This window comes from Streptomyces sp. NBC_01264, assembly GCF_026340675.1.
Taxonomy (GTDB): Bacteria; Actinomycetota; Actinomycetes; order Streptomycetales; family Streptomycetaceae; genus Streptomyces.
The window spans coordinates 741575-763329 of the sequence record NZ_JAPEOX010000001.1 but is presented as its reverse complement, the minus strand read 5'-3'; the positions used below and the strand labels follow the sequence as shown (position 1 = coordinate 763329).

The following is a 21755-nucleotide window of genomic DNA, read 5'->3' as shown; positions in this document are numbered from 1 at the left end:
TGAGGGAGCGCTCCCTTGAGCGTCCCCCTCAGGCGCGCTTCCTCAGACGCCGCGTCCCTCGGTAGGACCCTCCGTGGGACCCGTCACGTCCTGTACGTGCCGCAGCCCCGGCCCGGCCAGGACCTCGTGCAGCTGCTGGAAGACCTGCCGGGCGCCCACCGCGTTCCAGTCCGAGGGGAGCAGCTCGGCGGGCAGGCCCGGGTCGAGGTAGGGGAGCCGGCGCCACTCGGTGAGCATCGGCACGTAGTGGCGGAAGGCCTCGGCGGCGTCGATGCCGTCCTGCCGGGCGAGCTGCGCGGCGACCGGCGCGTACGCCCCGGTGAAGGTGGCGTACTGGGCCTGGATCGCGGGAAAGTCCCACCAGGAGCTCACCGCCTCCGGCAGATCGCTGAAGGCGGCGTAGTCGGCGGCGGCGAACAGGTGGACGTACTCGCTGAGCCCGAGCCGGACCAGCATGTCGCGCGCGTCCTCCAGGAGCCGGCCCGGCGCCAGCCACACGCCGGGGGCGATGTTGCCGAAGCCGAGCCAGGTCAGCCTGGTGCGCAACTGGTAGCGGTGGGAGCGCTCGGACTCCGGAACGGAGAAGACCGCCATGGCCCAGCCGTCCGCCAGGTCCGCCGGTTCGAGGCTGGCGAAGATGCGCCGGTCACCGGCGTCGAAGACGGGGTGGACGGCCGGGCTCAGCCGGTACCCGGTGGCTCCGCGGCGCTCCGGTTCGAGCACGCCCTTCTTCTTGAGCCGGGAGATGGCCGAGCGCACCGCCTGGCTCTCCACGCCGAGTTCCGACATGAGCGTGATCAGGTCGGCGACGGAGATCCAGCCGCCGCTCCCGCGCACGAAGGCCCCGTAGACCGTACTGATCAACGAGCTGGGCCTGAGGGGGCTGTCCGGCATGATCACCTTCCCGTGGTGTGGGTGGTGATCCTATCGAGGGGCGGCGGCCGGGCCGCCTCCGGTCACCCCGAGGCCGGCGTCCCCGGGAGCAGGGGAGCCTCCGCGTAGGCACCGGAGAGCAGATGACCGGCGCCGGGGGCGACGGCCGGCAGGCCGAGGGCGCGCAGCATCTGGTGGGCGGTGCAGACGGCCGCGGAGACCACCGGCTTGCCCAGGAGCTGCTCGGCCTCCTCGATGGCGCCGAGCGAGGGCATCTGCACACAGGCCGACAGGACGACCGCGTCGGCGTCGGCGTAGTCGAGGGCGCGGGCCAGCCCGGGGAGCCTGGCCGGGTCGTGGGCGGCCACGTCGAGGTTGTTCGGGATCTCCAGGGCCTGGTGGTCGATGACCTCGATGCCCTCGTGGGTGAGGTAGTCGACGACGGTCTGCGTGAGCGGGCGCATGTACGGGGCCAGCAGGGCCACCTTCCTGGCGCCCATCGTGTGCAGCCCGTGGACCAGGGCGCCCGCGCTGGTGACCACGGGGGCGGGGGCACCGTTCTCCACGGTGCGCGTGTGCAGGCGCTCCTCGGAGGCGCGGTGGTAGCCGAGGCCCATGCTCATGATGGCGACCAGACAGGCGTAGCCGAGTACGTCGACCCGCGCGTCCGAGAGTTCCACGGCGCAGCGGTCCGAATCGGCGTCCATGGCCTTGAGCTGCTCCGGCGTCACGTGCGTCATGCGCATGCGGCTTGAGTGGAAGGTGAAGCGTTCGTCGGGAGCGATCTCCATGCGGGCGCGCAGGATCGCGGGGACCTCGGTCTCCATGGTGACGTTGGAACTCGGGACGATCTGGCCGATGCGGTAGGTACGGGGCGGCACGGGTGCTCCTCGATGGTCGGGCGGGGTGTTGGGGAAGTTGTCCGGGCGGGGTTCAGCGGGCGTCGACGACGGGGTTGGAGAGCGTTCCGACGACCTCGACGGTGGCCTCGACGGTGTCGCCGGGCACGAGGAACTCGGGCGGGACCATGCCGGCCCCCACGCCGGAGGGCGAGCCGGTCGCGATGACGTCACCGGGCTCCAGGGTCACGCCCGAGCTGATGTCGGCGATGAGCCGTGCGATGGGGAACAGCATGTGGCGGGTGTTGGACTTCTGCTTGGTGACCCCGTTCACCCGCAGTTCGAGGTCGAGGTCCATCGGGTCCGGGACCTCGTCCGCGGTGACCACGGCCGGGCCGAACGGGGCGTAGGAGTCCTGCCCCTTGGAGAAGAACCATTGCCCCGAACGGCGCTGGTCGCGGGCGCTGATGTCGTTGACGACGCTGTAGCCGAAGATGTGGCCGTACGCCTCCTCCTCGGTCACCCGGAAGGCGGTCGTTCCGATGACCACGGCGAGCTCGCACTCCCAGTCGAGCTGCGCCGTGAGGTCGGCGTTGTGCAGGATCGGCGCCCCGGGGCCGGTGACGGCGGTGGCGGGCTTGCTGAACAGCACCGGACGCGGGGGCAGGTCCTTGTCGGTGTCCAGGCTCCGGCTGGACTCCTCCACGTGCTCCACGTAGTTCAGCCCGACCCCGATGATCTTGCCGGGGCGCAGCGGGGCGCGCAGGGTCACGTCCTCCAGCCGGTGGACGGCCCCCGCGGGCCGGTCCGCGGGGTCGCCGGCCAGCAGGCGGGCGGCCGCCTCGCGGGCGGGAGCGCCGGCCCGGACGAAGGAGAGCAGGTCGGCGGGCAGGTCGACGCCCGCGTGCCGGGCGAGGGCCGCGAGATCGTACACCAGGCCGTCGGCCTGGGCGCCCAGACGGTCGGCGGTTCCGGTCATCGGCGCGGTCGTGTAGGTCACCAGACGCATCGGTGGCTCCTAGGGGAGAGGGAAGAGGAGAGGGGGAGGGGTGGGGAGGAAGGACGGCAGCGCGGGGTGCGCCGCCGCACCGGGACCGGTGTCCGGGCCGGCGGTCCGGTGCGGCGACGCGGCTCAAGAGGCGCGCTGGTGACCGCCGTTGTCCGGGTGTGCCTCTTCGCGGTGGAAGCCGAGGGAGCGCATCACGGGGAAATCGTTGAAGGAGAACAGGCAGGCGTCCTCGGACGGGTCGAGGTTGCGGTGCTCGTGCCAGGCCCACGACGGGACGCAGAACACGTCGCCCTGCTTCCACTCGAAGCGCTGCCCGGCGACCACCGACACCCCGCGGCCCTTGGCCGCCGTGTAGATCACCGACCCGGTGTGGCGGTGGGCCAGGGTGGCCTGGTCCGGGCGCAGCAGCTGCATGTGGGCGCTCATGGTGGGCATCACCGAGCCGCCGGTCACCGGGTTGGTGTACTCCGCGATGACGCCGTCGTACGGGGAGCCGTCGGTGGCCGAGGCCAGAGCGCGCAGGGCCTCGTAGGTCTGCTCCCAGGGGTAGGCCAGCAGCGGGGAGTACGGCCGGGTCCACTTCTCGGAGCCGTACGGGAGCAGGTTCGCGGCGTAGGTCAGGACCGAGGAGTTGACCACCTTCCCGGGCCGCTGGTACAGCTCGGGGTGGACCTCGTAGAACCCGGCGTCCAGGGCGTTGACCAGCGGGATGTCGAGGCCGTCCTGCCAGATCACCGGCGCGTCGGTGGCGTCGTTGCCGTGCTCGTGCCAGGTGCCGTTCGGGGTGATGGCGAAGTCGCGCGGGCCCACCTTCAGCTTCTGGCCGTCCACGATCGTCCACGCCCCGGTGCCCTCGTGCACGAAGCGCAGCGCCGCGGCCTGGTGGCGGTGGGCGGTCATGGCCTCGCCGGGACCCATGATCTGCAGGCCGGTGTAGAGCAGTCCGGCGGCGGCGCTGACGTCCCTGCGGCCGGGGTTGACCAGCATCACGACGCGTCGGCCCGCGTCGTCGGCCCGGACCAGGCCGAGCGCCTTGTGGACGAGGGGCCGCAGCTCCTCGTAACGCCACAGCACGGGAGCGGACTTGGGCTGCGGATACCAGGGCTCGATGTCGTTGGCCACCGTCCACAGCGCACCCGCCTCCAGGGCTTCGAGCTCGCCGTAGTAGGCGGTGAGCTCGGGGGTGTCGGACACCCGGGCGCGGCCGAGCGCGGTGTCGTCCTGTTCGGTGGTCATGCGTCCTCCTCGGGGGTGGCGGTGGGCGGCAGGGCGGTGTGCGGGACGGTGAAGGTGACCGGCTGCCGCGGCCGGTTGTCCACTTCGAGGCGGAAGACGTCGAAGCGGTTGTAGTGCCCGGTGATGTCGTGCATCTGCTTGGGCTGGATGCACCGGTTCAGGTCGATCTCGGCGTAGACGATGCCCTCGACGTCGACGAGCGGCTCCGTGACCGGGCGGCCGTCGGGGCCGAAGATGCCCGACAGGGCGCTGCGCGGCCGGGCGAACAGGGCCCGGACCGCCTCGTCCTCACCGGCGACCGCGTCGATGATCTCGGGGGACACGGTGGAGCAGGCGACGACGGAGAACACCTTGCCCTCGAAGCTGTGGGCCGCGGTGCGGACGGCGATGGCCTCGGCCATGTCGTAGTCGGCGGGCGCCACGGGCAGGGCGATGTAGCAGGCCGCGTGCACCAGTTCGCCCTGGGCCAGGAGCGCGAAACGGGCCAGGGTGTTGGTGTTCTCCCCGCACGCGAGGGCGCCGACCGGGCCGACGGGGGTCTGGTGGACGCGCAGCGAACTGCCGTCGCCGCCGGTCCAGGTGAGCCTCTCCGCCCAGGTGGGCACCAGTTTGCGGTGCACGCCGAGCAGTTCGCCGTCGGGGCCGATGGTCAGCAGCGTGTTGTAGAGCACGCCCAGGCTATGCGGGGCGCGTTCGTTGACGCCGATGACCAGGACGACCCCGTACTGGCGGGCCGCCGCGCGCAGGGTGTCGACGTGCGGGCCGGGGACGTCGATGGAGGCGCGCTGCAGGCGCTCGAACCAGGGCGAACCCTGGACCGGGTTCATCGTCCAGTTCCAGTACGGGTATCCGGGGACGAACGCCTCCGGGAAGACGACGAGTTCGGCGCCCCTCCCGGCGGCCTCCGCGATCAGGGCGACGGCCTTGTCGACGGTGGCGGCGGGATCGAGGTAGACCGGAGCGGCCTGTACGGCGGCCGCGGTGAAACGGGGCAGGTCGTTCGGGGGACGGGTGTCACGGGTGTCCATGAGGTCTCGGCCGTTCCGTTCAGAGGGCCGGCGCGGCGACGCGCGGCAGCCATCGCTGGTGCACCGGTGCGGCGGGCCGCCGCAGCAGTTCGAGGCGCGGCGGCACCCGGTCGGTGCGCGCGGCCGGCGGCCGGGCGCTGCCGGCCCGCCAGGACCGGGCCCAGGGCGCGGCCGGTCCGCGGTACCCCTGGGCCGCGGCCGCGTGCAGGGTCCACAGGGGATCGTGGAGTTGGGCACGGCCCACCGCGCACAGGTCGGCGCGGCCCGCCAGGATCACCGAGTTCACGTCGTCGTAGGTGGAGATCGCACCGACGGCGATGGCCGCCACCCCGGTGGTGTTGCGGATCAGGTCGGCGTACGGGGTCTGGTAACTGCGGCCGAAGGCCGGGCGCTCGTACGGGACGACCTCGCCGGTCGAGACGTCGATGGCGTCGGCGCCGGCCGCGGCCAGGGCGCGCGCGATGTGCACGGCGTCCGCCTCGTCGAGGCCGCCCTCGGCCCAGTCGGCGGCGGAGACCCGGACCAGGAGAGCCTTCCCGGCCGGCCACACCGCCCGTACTGCGTCCAGCACTTCGAGCGGGAAGCGCAGCCGGTTCCCGACCGGGCCGCCGTACTCGTCGGTGCGCCGGTTGGTCAGTGGGGAGAGGAACCCGGACATCAAATGGCCGTGCCCGTACTGGAGTTCCAGCACGTCGAAACCGGCCCGGTCGGCGCGCTCGGCCGCGCGCACGAAGTCCCGTACGACCAGGTCCATATCGGCGCGGGCCGCCTCGCGGGGGACCTCGCCGTCCTCGTCCCACGGCAGCGGGGAGGCCGCCAGCAGCGGCCCTCGGGCGGCCCGCCGGCCCGCGTGGGTGAGCTGGATGCCGAGGCAGGTGTCGGACTGGCCGTGCGCGAAGGCGGTGATCCGCCGCCAGGCGGCCTCCTGCTCGTCGGTCCACAGGCCGGGGCAGCGCGCATCGGTCCGGCCGTCGGCGCTGACCGCCGTCATCCCGGCGAGGACCAGGGCCGCGCCGCCCAGGGACTGGGTGCCCAGGTGGACGAGGTCGAAGTCGCCCGGGACTCCGTCGACGGCCGTGGACAGGGCCATGGGAGGTACGACGATCCGGTTGCGCAGGCGCAGGCCGCCGAGCCGGAAGGGCCGGAACATGGGCGGGACGGGCGCCGTGGCGTTGACGGCGGTGGTGAACTCCTCGTCGCGCACCCGCAGGTTGTCGTAGGTGACCCTGCGGCTGCGGGTCAGCAGGTTGAAGGCGAACTGGTGCGGGTCCTGGCCGGTGTACCGGTCGATGTTCTCGAACCACTCCAGGCTGGCCTGCGCCGCCCGCTGCGTGGACTCCACGACCGGCCTGCGCTCGTCCTCGTACGCGGCGAGAGCGCTCTCCACGTCGGGGTGCTCGTGCAGGCAGGCGGCCAGCGCGAGGGCGTCCTCCATGGCGAGCTTGGTGCCGGAGCCGATGGAGAAGTGGGCCGTGTGCGCGGCGTCCCCGAGCAGCACGGTGTTGCCGTGGCGCCAGGTGCGGTTGCGCACGGTGGTGAAGCGCAGCCACTTGGAGTTGTTGGGGATGAGCCGGTGGCCGTCCAGGTGCTCGGCGAGGATCTCCTCGCAGCGGCGGATCCCCTCCTCGTCGCTGGCCCCGGGAGCGAGGTCCGCGCCGGTGGATCCGGCCGGCCCGGCGAACCCGCCGCGCTGCCAGGTCTCCTCGTCCATCTCGACGATGAAGGTGGAGCGGGTGTCGTCGTACGGGTACGCGTGCACCTGGAGGGTGCCGAACTCCCGCTCCTCGACGATGAAGGTGAAGGCCTCGAAGACCTTGTCGGTGCCGAGCCACATGTAGCGGCCCGCGCGCTCGTCGAGATCGGCGCCGAAGGTGTCGGCGTAGGCGGCCCTGGTGGCCGAGCGCACGCCGTCGCAGGCGACCACCAGGTCGTAGTCGGCGGCCAGTCGCTCCGGCGCCGGGGACTGCGTGCGGTAGCGGACGTCCACCCCCAGGGCGGCGCAGCGGTCCTGGAGGATCTGCAGCAGCCGGCGCCGGCCCAGCGCGGCGAAACCGTGCCCGCCGGAGGTGAGGGTCCGGCCGCGGTGGCGGACGTCGATGTCGCTCCAGCGGGCGAACTCCGCCGACATCGCGGAGTGCGCGAGGGGATCGGCCTGGGCGATGCCGTCGAGGGTCTCGTCGGAGAAGACCACCCCGAAGCCGAAGGTGTCGTCGGGAGCGTTGCGCTCCCAGACGGTCACCTCCCAGTGCGGGGAGATCTGCTTGGCCAGGGCGGCGAAGTACAGGCCGCCCGGCCCGCCTCCGATGACTGCTATGCGCACGGGGCGCCTCCTCGGTTGTTCTCGATCAGTTCGGGGGCCTGCCGGCCGGCCTTCGTGAGGACCTCGCGGACCTCGGCGGGCCAGGGGGTGGTCCCGGTCGCGCGGGCGGCCGAGTGGGCGATGACCATGCGGCCGGAGGCGGCCTCCGTGCCTTCCGGTCCCGCCGGGCCGGCTTCGCCGCGGACGGTGAAGGCGTAGTGCAGGGAGCTCGCGCCCACCTTGGCCCGCAGTTCGGTCCGTACGGCCTCGCCGAACCACAGCCGGGCCCGGTAGTCGGCCTCGAAGTGGACGCGCGGCGTGCTGCCGAAGAGGTGCGACAGGCCCAGGCGGCGCAGCAGCACGGCCTCGGCCGCCTCGACCGAGCGGATCACCGTGGAGTGGTGGTAGTGGCCCGCGGCGTCGGTGTCGGTCCACTCGACCCGGCGCTCGACCACGACGCTGGGCAGGTCGGGCACCAGCGCCTCGGGACACCCGGCGGCGCAGCCGCCGTCCTCCGGGGCCGCGGCGACGGGGGCGGCTCCGGCCGGTTCCGCTCCCCGGGTGCGGAGTTCGCCGCGCCGCAGCTTGCCGGTCTCCGTCCGGGGGAGCTCGGTGACGAACTCCACCGCACGCGGGTACTTGAACGGGGCGATCGCCGCCTTGACGTGTTCCTGGAGCTCCCGGACGGTCTTCGGGGCGGCCGGAACGCCCGCGCGCAGCACCACGTACGCCTTGACGAGCATGCCGCGGCGCTCGTCGGGGACCCCGACCACACCGCAGTCCGTCACGTACGGGTGGTCGGAGAGCGCTTTCTCGACCTCGGGACCCGCGATGTTGTAGCCCGAGGAGACGATCATGTCGTCGCTGCGGGCCACGTACCAGAAGTAGCCCTCGGCGTCGCGGACGTAGGTGTCGCCCGTGATGTTCCAGCCGCCCCGGACGTACGTGGACTGGCGCGGGTCGTCCAGGTAGCGGCAGCCGGTGGGACCGGTGACGGCCAGGAGGCCGGGCTGCCCGTCGGGAACGGGGACCCCGTTCGTGTCCACCACGGCGGCCCGGTAGCCCGGGACGGGCCGGCCCGTGGAGCCGGGCCGGATGTCCTCGTCGGCCGCGGAGATGAACACGTGGAGCATCTCGGTGGCGCCGATGCCGTCGATGATGCGCAGCCCGGTTGCGGTGTGGAACTCCTCCCACACGGCGGCGGGCAGGGGTTCGCCCGCCGAGACGCAGCGGCGCAGCCCGGCGAGCAGGCCCGCCGCACCAGCGGCCAGGATCGCGCGGTAGGCGGTGGGCGCCGTGAACAGGACGGTCACACCGTGTGCGGCGACCAGGTCGGCCAACTCCCGGGGCGTCGCGCTCTCGACGAGCAGGGTGGCGGCCCCGACCCGCAGGGGGAAGACCACCAGCCCGCCGAGCCCGAAGGTGAAGGCGAGCGGCGGAGTGCCCGTGAACACGTCGTCGGACCGCGGTCGCAGGACGTGCCGGGAGAAGGTGTCGGCGTTGGCGAGCACGTCCCGGTGGAAGTGCAGGGTCGCCTTGGGGCGCCCGGTGGTGCCGGAGGTGAAGGCGATCAGGGCCACGTCGTCCGCGGCGGTGTCCACGGCGGTGAAGACGCCGGCCTTGGACGAGCAGCGGACGGCGAGGTCGTCCTCGCCGGGGCCTCCGTACGCGAGCACCCGCGGAGCGGTGTACTCGGCGGCGCCCGGTTCGGTGTCGGGTGTGAGGCCGGCCGCCGCTTCGATCTCCTCGAGGTAGCGGTGGTCGCACAGGGCGACGGCGGGGCGGCTGATCCCGCACAGCGCGGCGAGCTCGGCGGCGCGGAGCAGCGGCACCGTGGTGACGGCCACGCAACCGGCCTTGAGCACGCCAAACCAGGCGGCGACGAGCCAGGGGTTGTTCGGGCCGCGCAGCAGGACCCGGTTGCCGGGGACGAGGCCGAGGTCCTCGGTGAGTACCTGGGCGACTTGGTTGGCGCGCTGCTGCAGTTCGCCGTAGGTCCAGCGCTCTTCGGCGGTCAGCAGACAGGGGCGGTCGGGGCCCCAGCGCTCGACGGCGTCGTCGAGGAGGCTGCGGGCGCAGTTGAGCCGGTCCGGGTAGTCCAACTCCGGGAGATCGAAGTGGAGTTCGGGCCAGAGATCGAACGGCGGAAGCCGGTCGCGGCAGAAGGTATCGGCGTGTGCCGAGGGGGAGAGCTCCATGGGGCGGCACCTCGTTCAGGGAGCAGCGGGGGAGATGGGGCAAGTATCTCGATAATTTGGCGACCGACAATTCCTAGCCATAGTTATGTGAGCCAATCGTCCCCCTCGGCCCTTCCCGGCCCTCGGCTCACCTCGCTCCGGGGGCTCCGGTGGTTCCGGTGCGCGCCGGGTCGTGGGCGTCAGGCCGCCGGCACGCGCACGCGTACGGACTTCCCGAACTCGTCTGCCTGGACGCTGAGTCGGCCACCGGCCTCGGCGGCCATCAGGTGCACGATCAGCAGGCCGCGCCCGTCCTCGGAGTCCTGGTCCACCTCACCGCGCGGCTGCGGCAGCCGGGGCAGCGAGGGGGATCCGTCGGTGACCTCCAGCTGGAGCCAGCCGCTTCGCAGGGAGACCTCGACGCGCAGGCGGCCCGCGCCGGCGGCGTGCAGGACGACGTTCCCGACCAGCTCGCTCGCGGCCAGCAGCAGGACGTCCGCGATGTCGGCGCAGATCTCCCAGCCGTCGAGCACCGAGCGCACGCGGGAGCGGATCAGGGGAACGGTCTCCGCGATGGGCTCCGCGGCCCAGCGGCCGAAGCCGCGGGCCCGGGGGGCGGCCGCGGACGCGGTCGCGGCAGCGTCCGCGGCGGCTGCGTCCGGAACGGCGCCGGGCCGGATGGCGGGCTGGATGGCGGGGGGTGTGGAGGTGGGCATGACGTGCTCCCGGAGGGGAAGGCGACGACATTCGCGCGGTGGCTCGTGTAACTGCCGGGGAACTGGGACTGCCCTTGCTCTTGTGGTCTGCGGAAACGCGTCGCTAGAGTCGAGATTACACGTGTAACACGCTAGGCCTCCTCCCCGGCTCGCGCAAGCATTTCGGACATACGTCACGAAGCCTTGTCCGTACCGCTATCGCTGCGCCGGGGCCGGATCCGCTGCCCCGCACCTCGACTGACCCGCACCTCGACCCGTCGGCCCCCTGGGCCGAGCAGATTGGAAGGGCCGAAATGACGCAATCGCCCCCCGCCGCGATCGACACGGTGGACATGACCTGGCCGCCGCCGCCGTTCCAGACACCCGTCGCGGCCGTCGTGGACGTGGACGGGGTCCGCCACTTCGACGGGGTCACCTACGCGACCTCGCCCGGCTACCGTCCCCGCCTGCTCGACGTCCACGTACCCGCGGGTGACGGCCCCTTCCCGGCGGTGGTGTGGATCCACGGCGGTGGCTGGCTGGACGGCGACCGGCGCTACCCGCCGCCGACCGTGCCCGTCGAGCTGCTGCACGGATCGGTGCTGGCGGCGGGGCTGGCCCTCGTCTCGATCGACTACCGGCACAGCCTGGAGGCCCCGTTCCCGGCCCAGCTGCACGACGTGAAGGCCGCGATCCGCTACGTCCGGCAGTTCGCCACCACCCTGGGCATCGACCCGGACCGGATCGCTGTCTGGGGCGAGTCCGCCGGTGGCCACCTCGCGGCCCTCGCCGGGGTCGTCGGCGCGGACACCCCGGACGCCGTGGCCCTGGAGGGCACGCAGGGAGTGGGCGCCGGTGACACCGCGGTACGGGCCGTCGTCGACTGGTACGGGGTCTCCGACCTGGTGACCCTCGCCGAGCACCCCATGCCGGCGTTCCCGCCGCTGCCCGGCGGAGCCGAGTTCCCCGACCCCTACGAAGCCCTGCTCGGCGCGTCCGTCGCCGAGAGCCCGGAGCTGGCGCGGGCCGCCAGCCCGGTCACGTACGCCGTCGAGGGCTCCGACCCGCCGCCGTTCCTCCTGGTCCACGGGACCCTTGACGGCCTGGTCCCGTACAGCCAGAGCGAGGAACTCGCCACGGCCCTCGCCAAGGCCGGGGGCGAGGTCCTCCTGACCCCTGTGGAAGGCGCCGACCACATCTTCCTCGGCTCTCCCGACATCGGCCGCATCGTCGCCGACAGCGTGGCCTTCCTCGTCCGTCACCTGGGCGCCTGAGGCTCGTAGCGGGAGAAGGAACGGCCGCTCCGGCGGCGGGGGCGCGCAAGCTGTCGCCGTCGCCGGACGCGCCGGTTCCCCCTCCGCCCGGTGGGCGCGAGGGGGAACCGGAGGGGACGGCCCAGCCCGGGGAGCGCTCTCAGTCGGTGCAGCCGGGGACCGCGCCGGCCGGCCTGCAGTTGTTCGGGCGGTTGGCGCGGACGTCGTCACCGTTCAGGGTGAGGACGCCGGACGCCGTGAAGATGCCGCCGCCGTCACCCGCCCGGTTGCGCGTGAGGGTGTTCTCCTCCAGCGTCGTGCTGCCCAGCTCCTCGGTTCCCCCGGCGTGGTAGAGGCCGCCGCCCTGCGCGGTGCCGCCCTTGGCGACGGCCGTGTTGCGCAGGACCTTGTTGCGCTTGGCCGTCAGGCGGCCGCCGTCCGGGTTGTCGAGGCCGCCGCCCTGAGCCGTGCCGCCCGGTGCGTCGGCGGTGTTGCCGGTGATCTGGCTGTCGCTCAGGGCGAGGGTCCCGAAGGGGCCCACGCGGACGCCGCCGCCGCGCGCGGTGCCGTTCTCGGCGACGGCCCGATTCCCGCTGATCTTCACGCCGCTGACGGTCATCAGGGCGTTGTTGGCGATGCCGCCGCCCTGGGCGACGCCGTGCGGGCTGTCCGAGGTGTTGGCCGTGATGCCGCCGCCGGTGATGGTCATCCTGCCCGGCTCCGGGATGCCGTTGGAGACGGCGGCGCGCGCGAACCCGCCCCGGGCGAAGGCACGGTTCTTGCTGATGACCGTGTCACGAACGGTCGTTTCGGCGAAGCTGATGATGCCGGCCCCGAACGCGAAGCTCTGGGTGTTCTCGGTGACGGTCGCCGTGTTCCCGGTCAGCCGGGAGTCGGTGACCGTGAGCGGACCGTCGTTGGCGATGGCGCCGCCCGCGGCTCCGCTGCCGAGATCGCTGCCGCTGTAGATGACGTGGTTTGCGCTGACCTCGGTCCCGCTCACGCTGCCGGTGCCGGGGTTGTCGATGCCGCCGCCCTGGGCGAACACGTCGGACCGGGACGTGTTCCCGGTGATCCTGCTGCGGGTCACGCTCATCCGTCCGGTGTTGGAGATGCCGCCACCGCAGGCCAGGCCCGGCGGGTCGGGGAAGGCGGGGCAGTCCGTGGCGTAGCCGCCGCTGACCGTCGTACGGTCGAGCGTGAGGTTCCCTGTCGGGCCGACGAGCAGGATCCGGAACCTCGGCACCTTGTGCCCCCGCTCGTCCCGCTTGATCGTGGCCCCGCGCCCGTCGATGGTGATCTCACTGGTGATTACCGGCAGCCCGTTGCCGGGATTCACCGGGTCCGGCGCCGTCAGCTCGTAGGTGCACGTGTGCGCCAGCTGGAGGGTGTCCGGCCCGGGCGAGCCGTTCGCGGCGTTGATCGCGGCGACGAGTTCGGGAACCGAGCAGGGAACCTGCAGCGTGGCGGCGTGGGCGGCAGGGGCGGGGACCGCCACCAACACGCCCGCCACGAGGCCGAGAACGGCCGGGACATGCCGACGAGACATCGGGGGACTCCTCCTCCTGCGCTGCGTAACCGGCCGTCAGCGGACCGCAGCGACCGCCCCCAGCCGACCACGGCCGGCCACCGTCGGCTCCCCGGCTTGATCCATACAGGCGGGCGGACAGCCCGGACGGACCAGGAGGATGTGCGAACGGCCCAAGGTGTCGTACCCCTACAGGGCTGTACCCCTACAGGGCGGCCTCCGGTCCGGTCCTGAGGTACCGATCCCAGATCTGGGCCTTGCGATGGGGACCGGCCCCGTCACAGTCGTACTGCGGCGCGTCGAAGGTGACCCAGTACAGCAGTTCACCGCTGAGCGATCGAGCGTGTTCGTTGGGTTCGGGCGCGCCCATGGCGTCGATCGTTCCGGTGAACTCGACCTGCCAAGGCGCACGACGGGGCACCGGTGCGGGCAGGCCGCACCGGCGCCGTCGTCCGGGGAGCCCGGTCGGTGGCCAGAGCCTCAGGTGGTTTCGCGTTGCACCAGGATCGCCTCTATGTCCGGTACGGGCGCCGTGGTGCCCGTTTCGATCAGCTCGTGCACGGCGTCCGCGACCGCGGCCGGCGAGACCAGGCGGAGGCGGATCGAGGTCAGTGGGGGGTCCTGGAGCGAGGAGAGGACCAGGTCGTCGGAGCCCACGACCGCCACGTCCTGCGGTACGGAGATCCCCTCGGCCCGCAGTGCGTGGAGCAGAAGGGCGGCGTACTCGTCGTTGTACGCGAACACGGAGTCCAGGCCGAGGCTCCGCCAGCGCCGGGCCAGCGCGGTCGCGGACTCCCGGGTGTAGGAGAGTTCCACCGGGGTGACCGTGGCCATGTGGCGGGAGGCGACCGATTCGGCGCCGGCGAGCCGCGGCCCGGCGAACAGGTCGAGGCCGCGTTCCTGGGGCATGACCACGCCGATACGGGTCCGGCCGCGCGCGATCAGGTGCTCGGCGGCGGTGGCGCCGATGAGGGCGTGGTCGAAGCCGATGGTGTGCACGCCGGGTACGGGGTGGGCCGCGAAGGCGATCAGCCCCCGCACCCCGGCGCGCCGCAGCAGATCGGCGGCCTGGGCGGTGAGGCGGTCCCCGTCGAGGGCGATGACGGCCGCGGGACGCAGTTCGGCCCAGGCGCGGGCGGCGTCGAGGGGATCGTTGAAGCGTCCGGCGTGCAGGACCGCGGTGTAGCCGTGCCGGTCCAGCTCGCTGTGCAGATCGTCGACCCAGTCGCTGACGAGGCGGCCGACCGCGGAGATCGACGAGGGCATCAGGACGAGATTGCTGCGGCCGGCCCGCAGGGACCGGGCCGCGGCGTGCGGTACGTAGCCCAGCTGTCGGGCGGCGTCGAGGACGCGCGCGCGGGCGGCTTCGCCGACGCGGTGGCCCTGGGTGTCGTTGAGGACGAAGGAGACCGTGGCGCGGGACACCCCGGCCAGGCGGGCCACGTCGGCGCTGGTCGGGGACGCCGGAACAGGAGTGTCTTTGGCCATGACGTCGATCGACGCTCCTTTTGATCGGCTCGCTGCCTTCCCTTCGAAGGTTACACGAGTTAGATCAAGGGAGCGCGGGCCCGCCCGGATGGGCGGACGGGCCTACTCGGGCCGGGGAAGCGCTCCCTCGTGCAGGCGCAGGGAGTCCCCGGCGAGGTCGTCGAGCGCGCCGACCACGGTGTCGAAACGCATCGTGGTGCGGGCGTGCTTCCCGTACGGGTTCCAGGTCGGCAGGCCTTGATGGTTCGGGTCGCCGGTGCGGACGAAGGAGATCCAGGCCCCGTGCATGGCGTGCGCGAGCCCGTCCCGGACGGCGGGGTCGAGCCCGGCCGTCAGCGGTGCGTGGGCCCACTGGTCGAAGTTGGCGAAGGCGAAGGGCAGTTCGAGGCAGTGGGCGGCTCCGAGCCGGCCGTCGTAGGCGGCTGCGGGGAGGTCGAACTGGTAGGCCCATACCGGACGGCCCGCCGCGGCCCGCGCCTCGGCCAGCCGGAGGGCGGGCACGCGGAAGAGCTCGTCGGTGATGAGGTCCATCAGGACGCCGGCCGGCCCGGCTCCCGGCCGGGCGCGCTCGTACGCCGCGTACACGTCGGGAGCGGCTTCGGGGCCGAAGGTGTCCGCGATCCGGGCGGTCACCTGTTCCCGGTCGGCGGCGGCGTAGGCCTCGTTGAGGGCGAAGCCGAAGTTGGCCTCCTCCCGCGTCCAGCCGATCATCACCTCGATGTCCTCGGCGGCGCCGTGCAGCAGGGCCTGCGCCGGGTGGCGGGGCAGGGTGACGCCGTCGACCACGGGCAGGAACGGCGTGGGCCAGTACCCCCACCGCGTCGTCAGGGCGAAGAGCCCGCCCATGGCGCCGATCAGCTCGGGCCACGGCACGGTCCGCAGCTCGGCCAGGGTCTTGACCCCGGCCAGCTCCAGAAACGCGGTGGTGCGCTCCCGGTAGGCGTCGGGTGCGGGGAGGTCCAGCCCGAACGGCGGGCTCATCAGGATCACCCGGCGGATCAGTCCCCGGGCCTCGGGCAGTCCCGCGAGGGCGGCCGTGGATACCGCGCCGCCCGACTGGCCCGCGACGGTGATCGAGTCGGGGTCGCCGCCGAAGGCGGAGATGTTGTCCCGTACCCAGCGCAGGGCGGCGAGCTGGTCGCTCAGCCAGTGGTTGGCGCCGGAGCCGTCGGGCTGCTCCTCGGAGTCGGTGTAGAGGTAACCGAGCGGTCCGATGCGGTAGTTGATGCTGACGACGACCAGGTCCCCGTCGCGGGAGAAGGTCGCGCCGGAGTAGTTCGGCAGCGACCCGGAGCCGGAGACGAAGCCCCCGCCGTGGATCCAGACCAGCACCGGCCGCCGGGCGTCGTCGACGGCGGGGGTCCAGATGTCGAGGGTCAGGCAGTCCTCGTCGAAGGGCGGCGAACCGTGCCCGCCGAGGACGGGGTCGCCGCCCTCCATGTATATCTGCGGGGCGCTGGGCCCGTCGGCGGTCGCGTCCCGGATGCCGCTCCAGCCCGGATGCGGCCGCGCGGGCCGCCAGCGCAGCGCGCCGACCGGGGGTGCGGCGTAGGGCACGGCCCGGAAGACGGACAGCCCGTCCTCGACCGCGCCGAGGAGCGGGCCCGCGGGCGGGTGTGCCACGGGGTGGTGGGGGCCGGGGCCTGGGGTGGATGCCATGAGTCGATCCTTCCTGGTCCGCGCGCGGAACGCGTGCCGACCCGTCGAGAATATGGTGCGAATTCAGCGACCGTCAATGTTTCGCGATAGCGGGGTTAGTCGGTGGATGCGGGAGGCGGTGAGGCGGTGAGGCGGTCGGATGGGGCGCGCGCGAGCCGGGCGGCCGCGCCGCCGCCAACCGCACTTGAGGCGGCTTCCGGCGCACGTCCGTCCGTCCGTCCATCCGTACCTGGCCGGCGGCATCGCGCTGATGCAGTCGTGTGCCGGCGGCCCAAAGCTTCGAGCTGGGGATCGCTCCCTGAGGGGGCGGAGGGCCGTCAGACCCAGAGGGTGTCCGACGCCATGCGTTCCGCCTCCGTCTCCAGTAGGGGTGCGAACGCCCGCCACAGGAGCAGGCAGGCCCCTACGGCCGCCAGGGCGCCCGCGAAGGTGTCGCTCAGCCACTGGGCGTGCTGCCAGGTGCGGCTCCACATCATGGCGCCGGTGCAGGACCCGCCGATCAGCCACCACCAGCGCCGGCCGCCCGGCGGGAACAGCACCACGGCGGCCGCCATCACCAGGGCCACCGCACTGAAGACCTGGCCGGACGGGTACGAGCCGTCGTTGACCAGGACCCAGGTGTGCGGGGGTCGCGGCCGGTCGGCCAACTGCTTGAGGGGCAGTACCAGGAGCACGTTGGCCACGATCGCCGTGGTGAATACGAAGAGAGCCGACCGCCAGCGCCCGTACATGCACAGGCAGCCCATCAACAGCAGCGGCAGGACCGTACCCAGTGGCCCGCCCAAGCGGTCGAGCACGGTGGCGAACCCGCTGGCGGTGTCCGCGGGCGAGCCCTTCAGTGAAGCGGCCCACGCGTCGTCGAGGCCCTGGAAGAAGGGCCGTTCGTCCAGGCGCAGGAGCAGTCCGGTCAGCGCGGACAGCAGGGTCAGTGCCAGGCCCCAGGCGAGGGCGTGGCGGGGCGGAGCCGCGGGGACGGGGCGCCGGGGCGGCCGGGCGGTGATCGGTGGCGGGGTGGGGGCGTGACCGGGGAAGCCGGACATGGCGGAACCTTTCGCGGCCGCCTCCCAAGGCGCGATGCGGCGCATGGGAGGGCAGCGGACGTGCGCGAAGCGCGGGGACGGAGCGGAGGGGTGGCGGGCGTGCGGGTGCGGGCGTGCGGGCGTGCGGTGAGCGGGGTGGGGACGGGCGGCGGGCGTGCAGGAGCTGACGTCCGCCGAGCGGGGTGCGGAGGGGAGGGGCGTTCGGGTGCTGGCGTGCGGTGAGCGAAGTGGGGCGGCGGGCGTGCCGGAGTCGGCGCGCGGCGGGCGGAGGTGTGCGGAGGGGCACCCGCGGAAGCCTGCGGAGGCGCGCACGGATGGGGGGCGGAGGTCTTGCTGCGGAGGTGCGGATGCGCGCCGCAGAGGTGCGGGGAGGTGATGGACGGAGGTGGGCGGAAGGTGATGCGCGCAGGCGTGGGATGGCGCGCGCTGTCGAGGGCGCGGGTCGTCCGGGTCAGGCCGTCTGGAAGGCGAGGGTGATGGAGCCGTCGGGGGAGGCGGTGACGGCGGTCAGGTTGAGGACGTGTGCGGAAGGGGATGCGCGGAGGCGTGCGAAGGGGGCGCACTGTCGGGGACGCGTGGACGCCCGCTGCGGAGGTGAGCGGAAAGCCGATGGGTGAAGCCGCGCGGAAGTGGCGGGTGGGGAGTGAGCGGTGGAGGGGGAGAAGGAGGCGGGCGGAGACGATGGGAGAGGGCGATCGGATCGGTGCCGCAAGGGTTCGGGCGGCGGGGGTGGTCGAGTGGGTGGGGTGGGTCCTGGCAGGTCGGTCGGAGTGCGACGCCCGGTGCGGGAGCGAACGGCCTGGGCTCCGGCGGAGTGGGTCAGCCGGGTCGGTTGAGTCTGCTGGATCGGCCGAGTTGCCGGAGTGTAGGCGCAGGCGCCCAAGTCGGCCGGCGGGCCGGGGCGGCCAGTCGCGGTCGTCTGGGCGGCTCCGGGAGGCCGGGGGTTTCCCAGTGGCTTTCCGCGGACCGGGGAGTTTCCGTGGGTCCGGGCGGCTCGGGACGCCAGGGATCCAGATGCCCCGCCCTCTGGATCCCTGGCCGCCTGAGCCGGCCTGGCCGCCTGGGCTGCTCGGGGTGTCCCGGCCGGTTGAGCTGCTCGGGGTCTGAGCTGTCTGAGTCGGTCGAGTTGCCCGAGCGGGCCGTGCTGCCTCGGGTGCCTGGGCCGCCTGAGCCGGACGTGCTACGTGAGCTCGGGATGTCCGCGCCGGTTGAGCGGCCCGGGGTTTGAGCCGGTCGTGCTGTCTGGGCTGCTCGGGGTGTCCGGGCGGCCTGAGTTGGCCGTGCCTCCGGAGCTGTGTGGGCTGCTTGGGGTGTCCGAGCCGGTTGAGCCGCCCGGGGTCTGAGTTGCCCGAGCGGGCCGGGCTGCTCGAGTCGGTCGAGCTGCCCGAGCGGGCCGTGCCCTGAGCTGCTCGGGGTGTAGGGGCCGCCTGAGCCGGCCTTGCGGCCTGGGCTGCTCGGGGTATCCGAGTGGCCTGAGTCGGCCGCGCTGCTTGGGTTGGTCGGCGTGTCCGGGCCGCGTGTCCGAGTTGCTCGGGGTGCCCCAGCAGCCCCGGGGGCTTGAGCTGCCTGGGTCGGGCGAGCCGTTCGGGGTGCCCGGGGTCTCGGTGGTGCCTGTGTAGACCGGGCTGTCCCGGGTGTGCGACCCCCGGGCTGCCGGCGCCGTGACCGGGAGCCGCAGAGATGGGTGGGCTTCGGTTGGGCTGGGTCGGTGCGGAGTATTGCGGACGCGTGACCGTCGCCACAAGAGCAAGAAGGTTCTCGGCCGGTTGGACTTGCCCCGGGGCTGCATTGAATTGGTTACACGTGATCCACCTGGACTTCGTATACGGGTCACGATCTGTACGGAGGTCTGCGCCAACCCTTGGCTAGACCGGGGAACGGGTGCTACACAGTGTCCAAGCACCTGAGGTGACACGTGTAACAACATCGCCGCCTCACTTCACACCGTGTCGGCCACCCCGCGCCGACACGGCACGGCAACCGCACCACCTCCCCACCCGCGCTGCATCCCCCACCGCAGGGCAACCCACCGCACCGCACCGCAGGTACCGCGCACCGCACCGCACCGCGTAGAGCAAACGCACCGCACCGCGTCAGCCGCCCCGCGCTTCGGCGTGGCACCTCCCGGCGACGCCCTCCCGGGCGACAGGCCCCGGCGTCGCCGCCCTCCCCGCGCACCGCACCGGCGGTCCCCCCGCGCCACCTCCCCGCTCCGTCCCCCGAGGAGTCGTCATGGCTACGAACGAGATCATCGACCCGACCGCCCAGGCGGATCCCGAACCCTCCCGCGGACGCGGGCTCCTGCTCCTCCTGCTGGTCGCGAACTCCGCGATGATGGCCGTCTACATGGGCGTCGGCTCCGTCCTCCTGCCCACCCAGATCGAAGAGATCGCCGGTGACGACAAGGTGGCCGTGCTGGGCCTGATCGGCGGCATCAGCGCGATCTTCGCCACCGCGTTCAACCCGATCGCCGGCGCCCTCTCCGACCGCAGCGGCCGCCGAAACCCCTGGGTCCTGGGCGGCGCGATCGGCTCGCTCGTGGGCCTCGCCGTCGTCGGGAGCGTCAGTACCGCACTGCTCGTCGGGATCGGCTGGTGCCTGGTCCAGGCGACCATGAACATCTACCAGGCCGCCGTCACCGCGATCGTGCCCGACCGGGTGCCCGCCGCCCGACGCGGTACCGCGTCCGCGCTGGTGGGACTGGGTCTGCCCATCGGCGGCGCGGTCGGCGTGCTGATCGCCTCCCAGACCGCGGAGCACCTGCGCACCGGCTACCTCGTCTTCGGCGGGGTCATCGCCGGCGCCGCGCTCCTGCTCACCACCTTCTGCCGGGACGTACCGCGATCCGAGCCCGCCCCGGACGCGCCCGCCGCGCCCAAGGGCGCCCAGCTCAAGGCCTTCCTCTCCGCGCTCGCCAACCACGACTTCCGGTGGGCCTTCATAGGGCGCGCCCTGATGGTCCTCGGGTACTTCTCGGTGGTCGGATACCAGCTCTACATCCTGGACGACCACATCGCGCTTCCCGCGGGGCTGGCCCCGCCGGCCGGCATGGCGATCCTCACGCCCGTGTCGATGGTCGCGATGGCCGTCTCCACGGTGGTCGGCGGACTGCTGTCCGACCGCTGGAACCGTCGCAAGGTGTTCGTCGGCGTCTCGGCGGCCCTCGCCGGGCTGGTCATGGTGGTCCCCGTCGTCAGCCCGACGTGGACGGGCATGCTCGTCTTCAGCGCGCTCAACGGCCTGGCCTTCGGCTGCTTCATGGCCGTCGACACCGCGCTCGTCACCCTCGTGCTGCCCCGGGCCGAGGACGCCGCCCGCGACATGGGCGTACTGAACATCGCGAACGCCGGGCCTCAGATCATCGCCCCGTTCGTCGCCTCCGCCGTGGTCACCACCCTGGGCGGCTACACCCCGCTGTTCCTGGTCGGGGGAGCGCTCTCGCTGATCGGCGCACTGGCGATCCTCCCCATCCGCAGCGTGCGCTGACCCTCCGGGCCCCGTCCCCTCCGGGCCTCGCCCCCCGCATCCTCCGGTCCGCCCCTCCCAGGCGGCGGCCCGGCCCGCACTCCGGCGGGCTCGCGCCGAGGGTCGCGAGCCCGCCGGGCCCACCCTTTCCGACCCTCACCCCGTTCAGCTTCTCCGCCCTCTTCAAAGGAGCGTTCCGTGCAACGCAAGCGAGTTCTGCCGTTGGCCGCCCTGCTGCTCTGCGCGCCGGCCCTCGCCGGTACGGTGCCCGCCGCCGCGGCCGAGCCGCAGGCCGGACCGGCGCCCGCACCGGTGCCCGCGGCCCCGCTGCGGATCCTGCTCACCAACGACGACGGCTACAACGCCCCCGGCATCCGCCTGGCCTTCGCTCGGCTGACCGCCGCCGGGCACGACGTCACCATGGTGGCCCCGCTGACCAACCAGAGCGGCGCGGGTACGAAGACGTCCAACGTCCCGTCCCTCACGGTCCGCCACCCCGAGCCGAAGGTGTGGGCGGTCGACGGAACCCCCGGTGACTCGGTGAGCTTCGGCCTTTCCGAGGTGTTCGAAGGGCGAGCGCCCGATCTCGTCGTGTCGGGGACCAACTTCGGCCCGAACGTGGCCGCGCTCGCCACTCACTCCGGCACGGTCGGCGGTGCCATCGCCGGACTGGACGCGGGCGTACCCGCCATCGCGCTGAGCACCGGCGGCGTCACCGCTCCCGACCCCGTGACCACGGTCAACGCGATGGGCCCGACGCTCGACTTCGCGGTCAAGCTGATCGACCGGCTGCGCTCGCGAGCTCGCTCCGGCGGCCCCCTGCTGCCCCAGGGAATCGGCCTCAACGTCAACCACCCCGTCGTCGGCGCCGACGGCAAGGGAACCCCAGCCGGCGTGGCCACCACCTTCCAGGACGCGCAGGCGCTCCTGAAGGCCGACTTCACCGACGCGGGCGACGGCACCTGGAAGGTCGGCGTGAAGGTGGACCTCAAGACGCCGGCCCGCGGCAGCGACGTGGAAGCCGTGAGCGCCGGGAAGATCGCCGTCAGCCCGATGAACGCCGACTGGAACACCGGACCGGTCGACTTCGCCGTCACCGCGGCCCTGCTCGCCGGGCTCCGCCCGTAACTCCCCGCACCAGCCGGCCTTCCGGGGGCGGGGCGGGC

At 73.0% G+C, this 21755-nt stretch carries 15 protein-coding genes and 2 pseudogenes; 3 read left to right on the top strand and 14 right to left on the bottom strand.

Annotated elements, in window-relative coordinates; translation table 11 throughout:
- Positions 1 to 42: 42 nt before the first annotated feature.
- From OG435_RS03465 to OG435_RS03425, 9 genes and pseudogenes are all read right to left on the bottom strand, one after another.
- Positions 43 to 894, bottom strand: coding sequence for a PaaX family transcriptional regulator (locus OG435_RS03465; RefSeq protein ID WP_266875217.1), 852 nt, complete (start codon positions 892 to 894; stop codon positions 43 to 45).
- 62 nt (positions 895 to 956) lie between these two features.
- Positions 957 to 1700, bottom strand: coding sequence for a maleate cis-trans isomerase family protein (locus OG435_RS03460; RefSeq protein WP_266881515.1), 744 nt, complete (start codon positions 1698 to 1700; stop codon positions 957 to 959).
- A gap of 106 nt (positions 1701 to 1806) precedes the next feature.
- On the bottom strand, positions 1807 to 2721 hold the full coding sequence (locus OG435_RS03455) for a fumarylacetoacetate hydrolase family protein (protein WP_266875216.1): 915 nt from the start codon (positions 2719 to 2721) through the stop codon (positions 1807 to 1809).
- Between the two features lie 123 nt (positions 2722 to 2844).
- The gene (locus OG435_RS03450; protein ID WP_266875215.1) at positions 2845 to 3957 is read right to left on the bottom strand and encodes a cupin domain-containing protein; all 1113 of its coding nucleotides are present in this window, start codon (positions 3955 to 3957) and stop codon (positions 2845 to 2847) included.
- Positions 3954 to 4985 (bottom strand): carbon-nitrogen hydrolase family protein, encoded by a 1032-nt coding sequence (locus tag OG435_RS03445; RefSeq protein WP_266875214.1) that lies wholly within the window; start codon positions 4983 to 4985, stop codon positions 3954 to 3956. Before OG435_RS03445 ends, OG435_RS03450 begins: the two co-directional genes overlap by 4 nt.
- 19 nt (positions 4986 to 5004) lie before the next feature.
- Complete coding sequence (locus OG435_RS03440) at positions 5005 to 7305, bottom strand: FAD-dependent monooxygenase (RefSeq protein WP_266875213.1); 2301 nt, start codon at positions 7303 to 7305, stop codon at positions 5005 to 5007.
- A pseudogene (locus tag OG435_RS03435) lies at positions 7296 to 7664 on the bottom strand (acyl-CoA thioesterase); the annotation flags it as partial. The gene OG435_RS03440 and the pseudogene OG435_RS03435, both read right to left, overlap by 10 nt.
- A gap of 159 nt (positions 7665 to 7823) precedes the next feature.
- A pseudogene (locus OG435_RS03430) lies at positions 7824 to 9482 on the bottom strand (AMP-binding protein); the annotation flags it as partial.
- Positions 9483 to 9661: 179 nt separating this feature from the next.
- Positions 9662 to 10177: an ATP-binding protein gene (locus OG435_RS03425; RefSeq protein ID WP_266875211.1), complete on the bottom strand. Its 516-nt coding sequence runs from the start codon at positions 10175 to 10177 to the stop codon at positions 9662 to 9664.
- A 293-nt stretch (positions 10178 to 10470) separates the two neighbouring features.
- On the opposite strand from OG435_RS03425, the gene OG435_RS03420 reads away from it, so the two are divergent.
- Positions 10471 to 11430 carry an alpha/beta hydrolase gene (locus tag OG435_RS03420; RefSeq protein ID WP_266875210.1) on the top strand — a complete coding sequence of 320 codons (960 nt, stop codon included), beginning with the start codon at positions 10471 to 10473 and terminating at the stop codon, positions 11428 to 11430.
- 139 nt (positions 11431 to 11569) lie between these two features.
- On the opposite strand, the gene OG435_RS03415 is transcribed toward OG435_RS03420, so the two are convergent.
- From OG435_RS03415 to OG435_RS03395, 5 genes are all read right to left on the bottom strand, one after another.
- On the bottom strand, positions 11570 to 12958 hold the full coding sequence (locus tag OG435_RS03415) for a hypothetical protein (RefSeq protein ID WP_266875209.1): 1389 nt from the start codon (positions 12956 to 12958) through the stop codon (positions 11570 to 11572).
- A gap of 184 nt (positions 12959 to 13142) precedes the next feature.
- Positions 13143 to 13307, bottom strand: coding sequence for a hypothetical protein (locus OG435_RS03410; RefSeq protein ID WP_266875208.1), 165 nt, complete (start codon positions 13305 to 13307; stop codon positions 13143 to 13145).
- Positions 13308 to 13417: 110 nt separating this feature from the next.
- A complete protein-coding gene (locus tag OG435_RS03405; RefSeq protein WP_266875207.1) occupies positions 13418 to 14425 on the bottom strand; it encodes a LacI family DNA-binding transcriptional regulator in 1008 nt (335 codons plus the stop codon).
- 102 nt (positions 14426 to 14527) lie between these two features.
- A complete protein-coding gene (locus OG435_RS03400) occupies positions 14528 to 16084 on the bottom strand; it encodes a carboxylesterase/lipase family protein (RefSeq protein WP_266875206.1) in 1557 nt (518 codons plus the stop codon).
- A 317-nt stretch (positions 16085 to 16401) separates the two neighbouring features.
- Positions 16402 to 17124, bottom strand: a complete 723-nt coding sequence (locus tag OG435_RS03395) for a phosphatase PAP2 family protein (protein ID WP_266875205.1) — start codon at positions 17122 to 17124, stop codon at positions 16402 to 16404.
- A gap of 2232 nt (positions 17125 to 19356) precedes the next feature.
- Between OG435_RS03395 and OG435_RS03390 the strand changes: the two genes are divergently transcribed.
- Together OG435_RS03390 and surE are read left to right on the top strand one after the other, a co-directional pair.
- Complete coding sequence (locus tag OG435_RS03390; protein ID WP_266875204.1) at positions 19357 to 20610, top strand: MFS transporter; 1254 nt, start codon at positions 19357 to 19359, stop codon at positions 20608 to 20610.
- Positions 20611 to 20787: 177 nt separating this feature from the next.
- Positions 20788 to 21717, top strand: a complete 930-nt coding sequence (surE, locus tag OG435_RS03385; RefSeq protein ID WP_266875203.1) for a 5'/3'-nucleotidase SurE — start codon at positions 20788 to 20790, stop codon at positions 21715 to 21717.
- Positions 21718 to 21755: the final 38 nt, after the last annotated feature.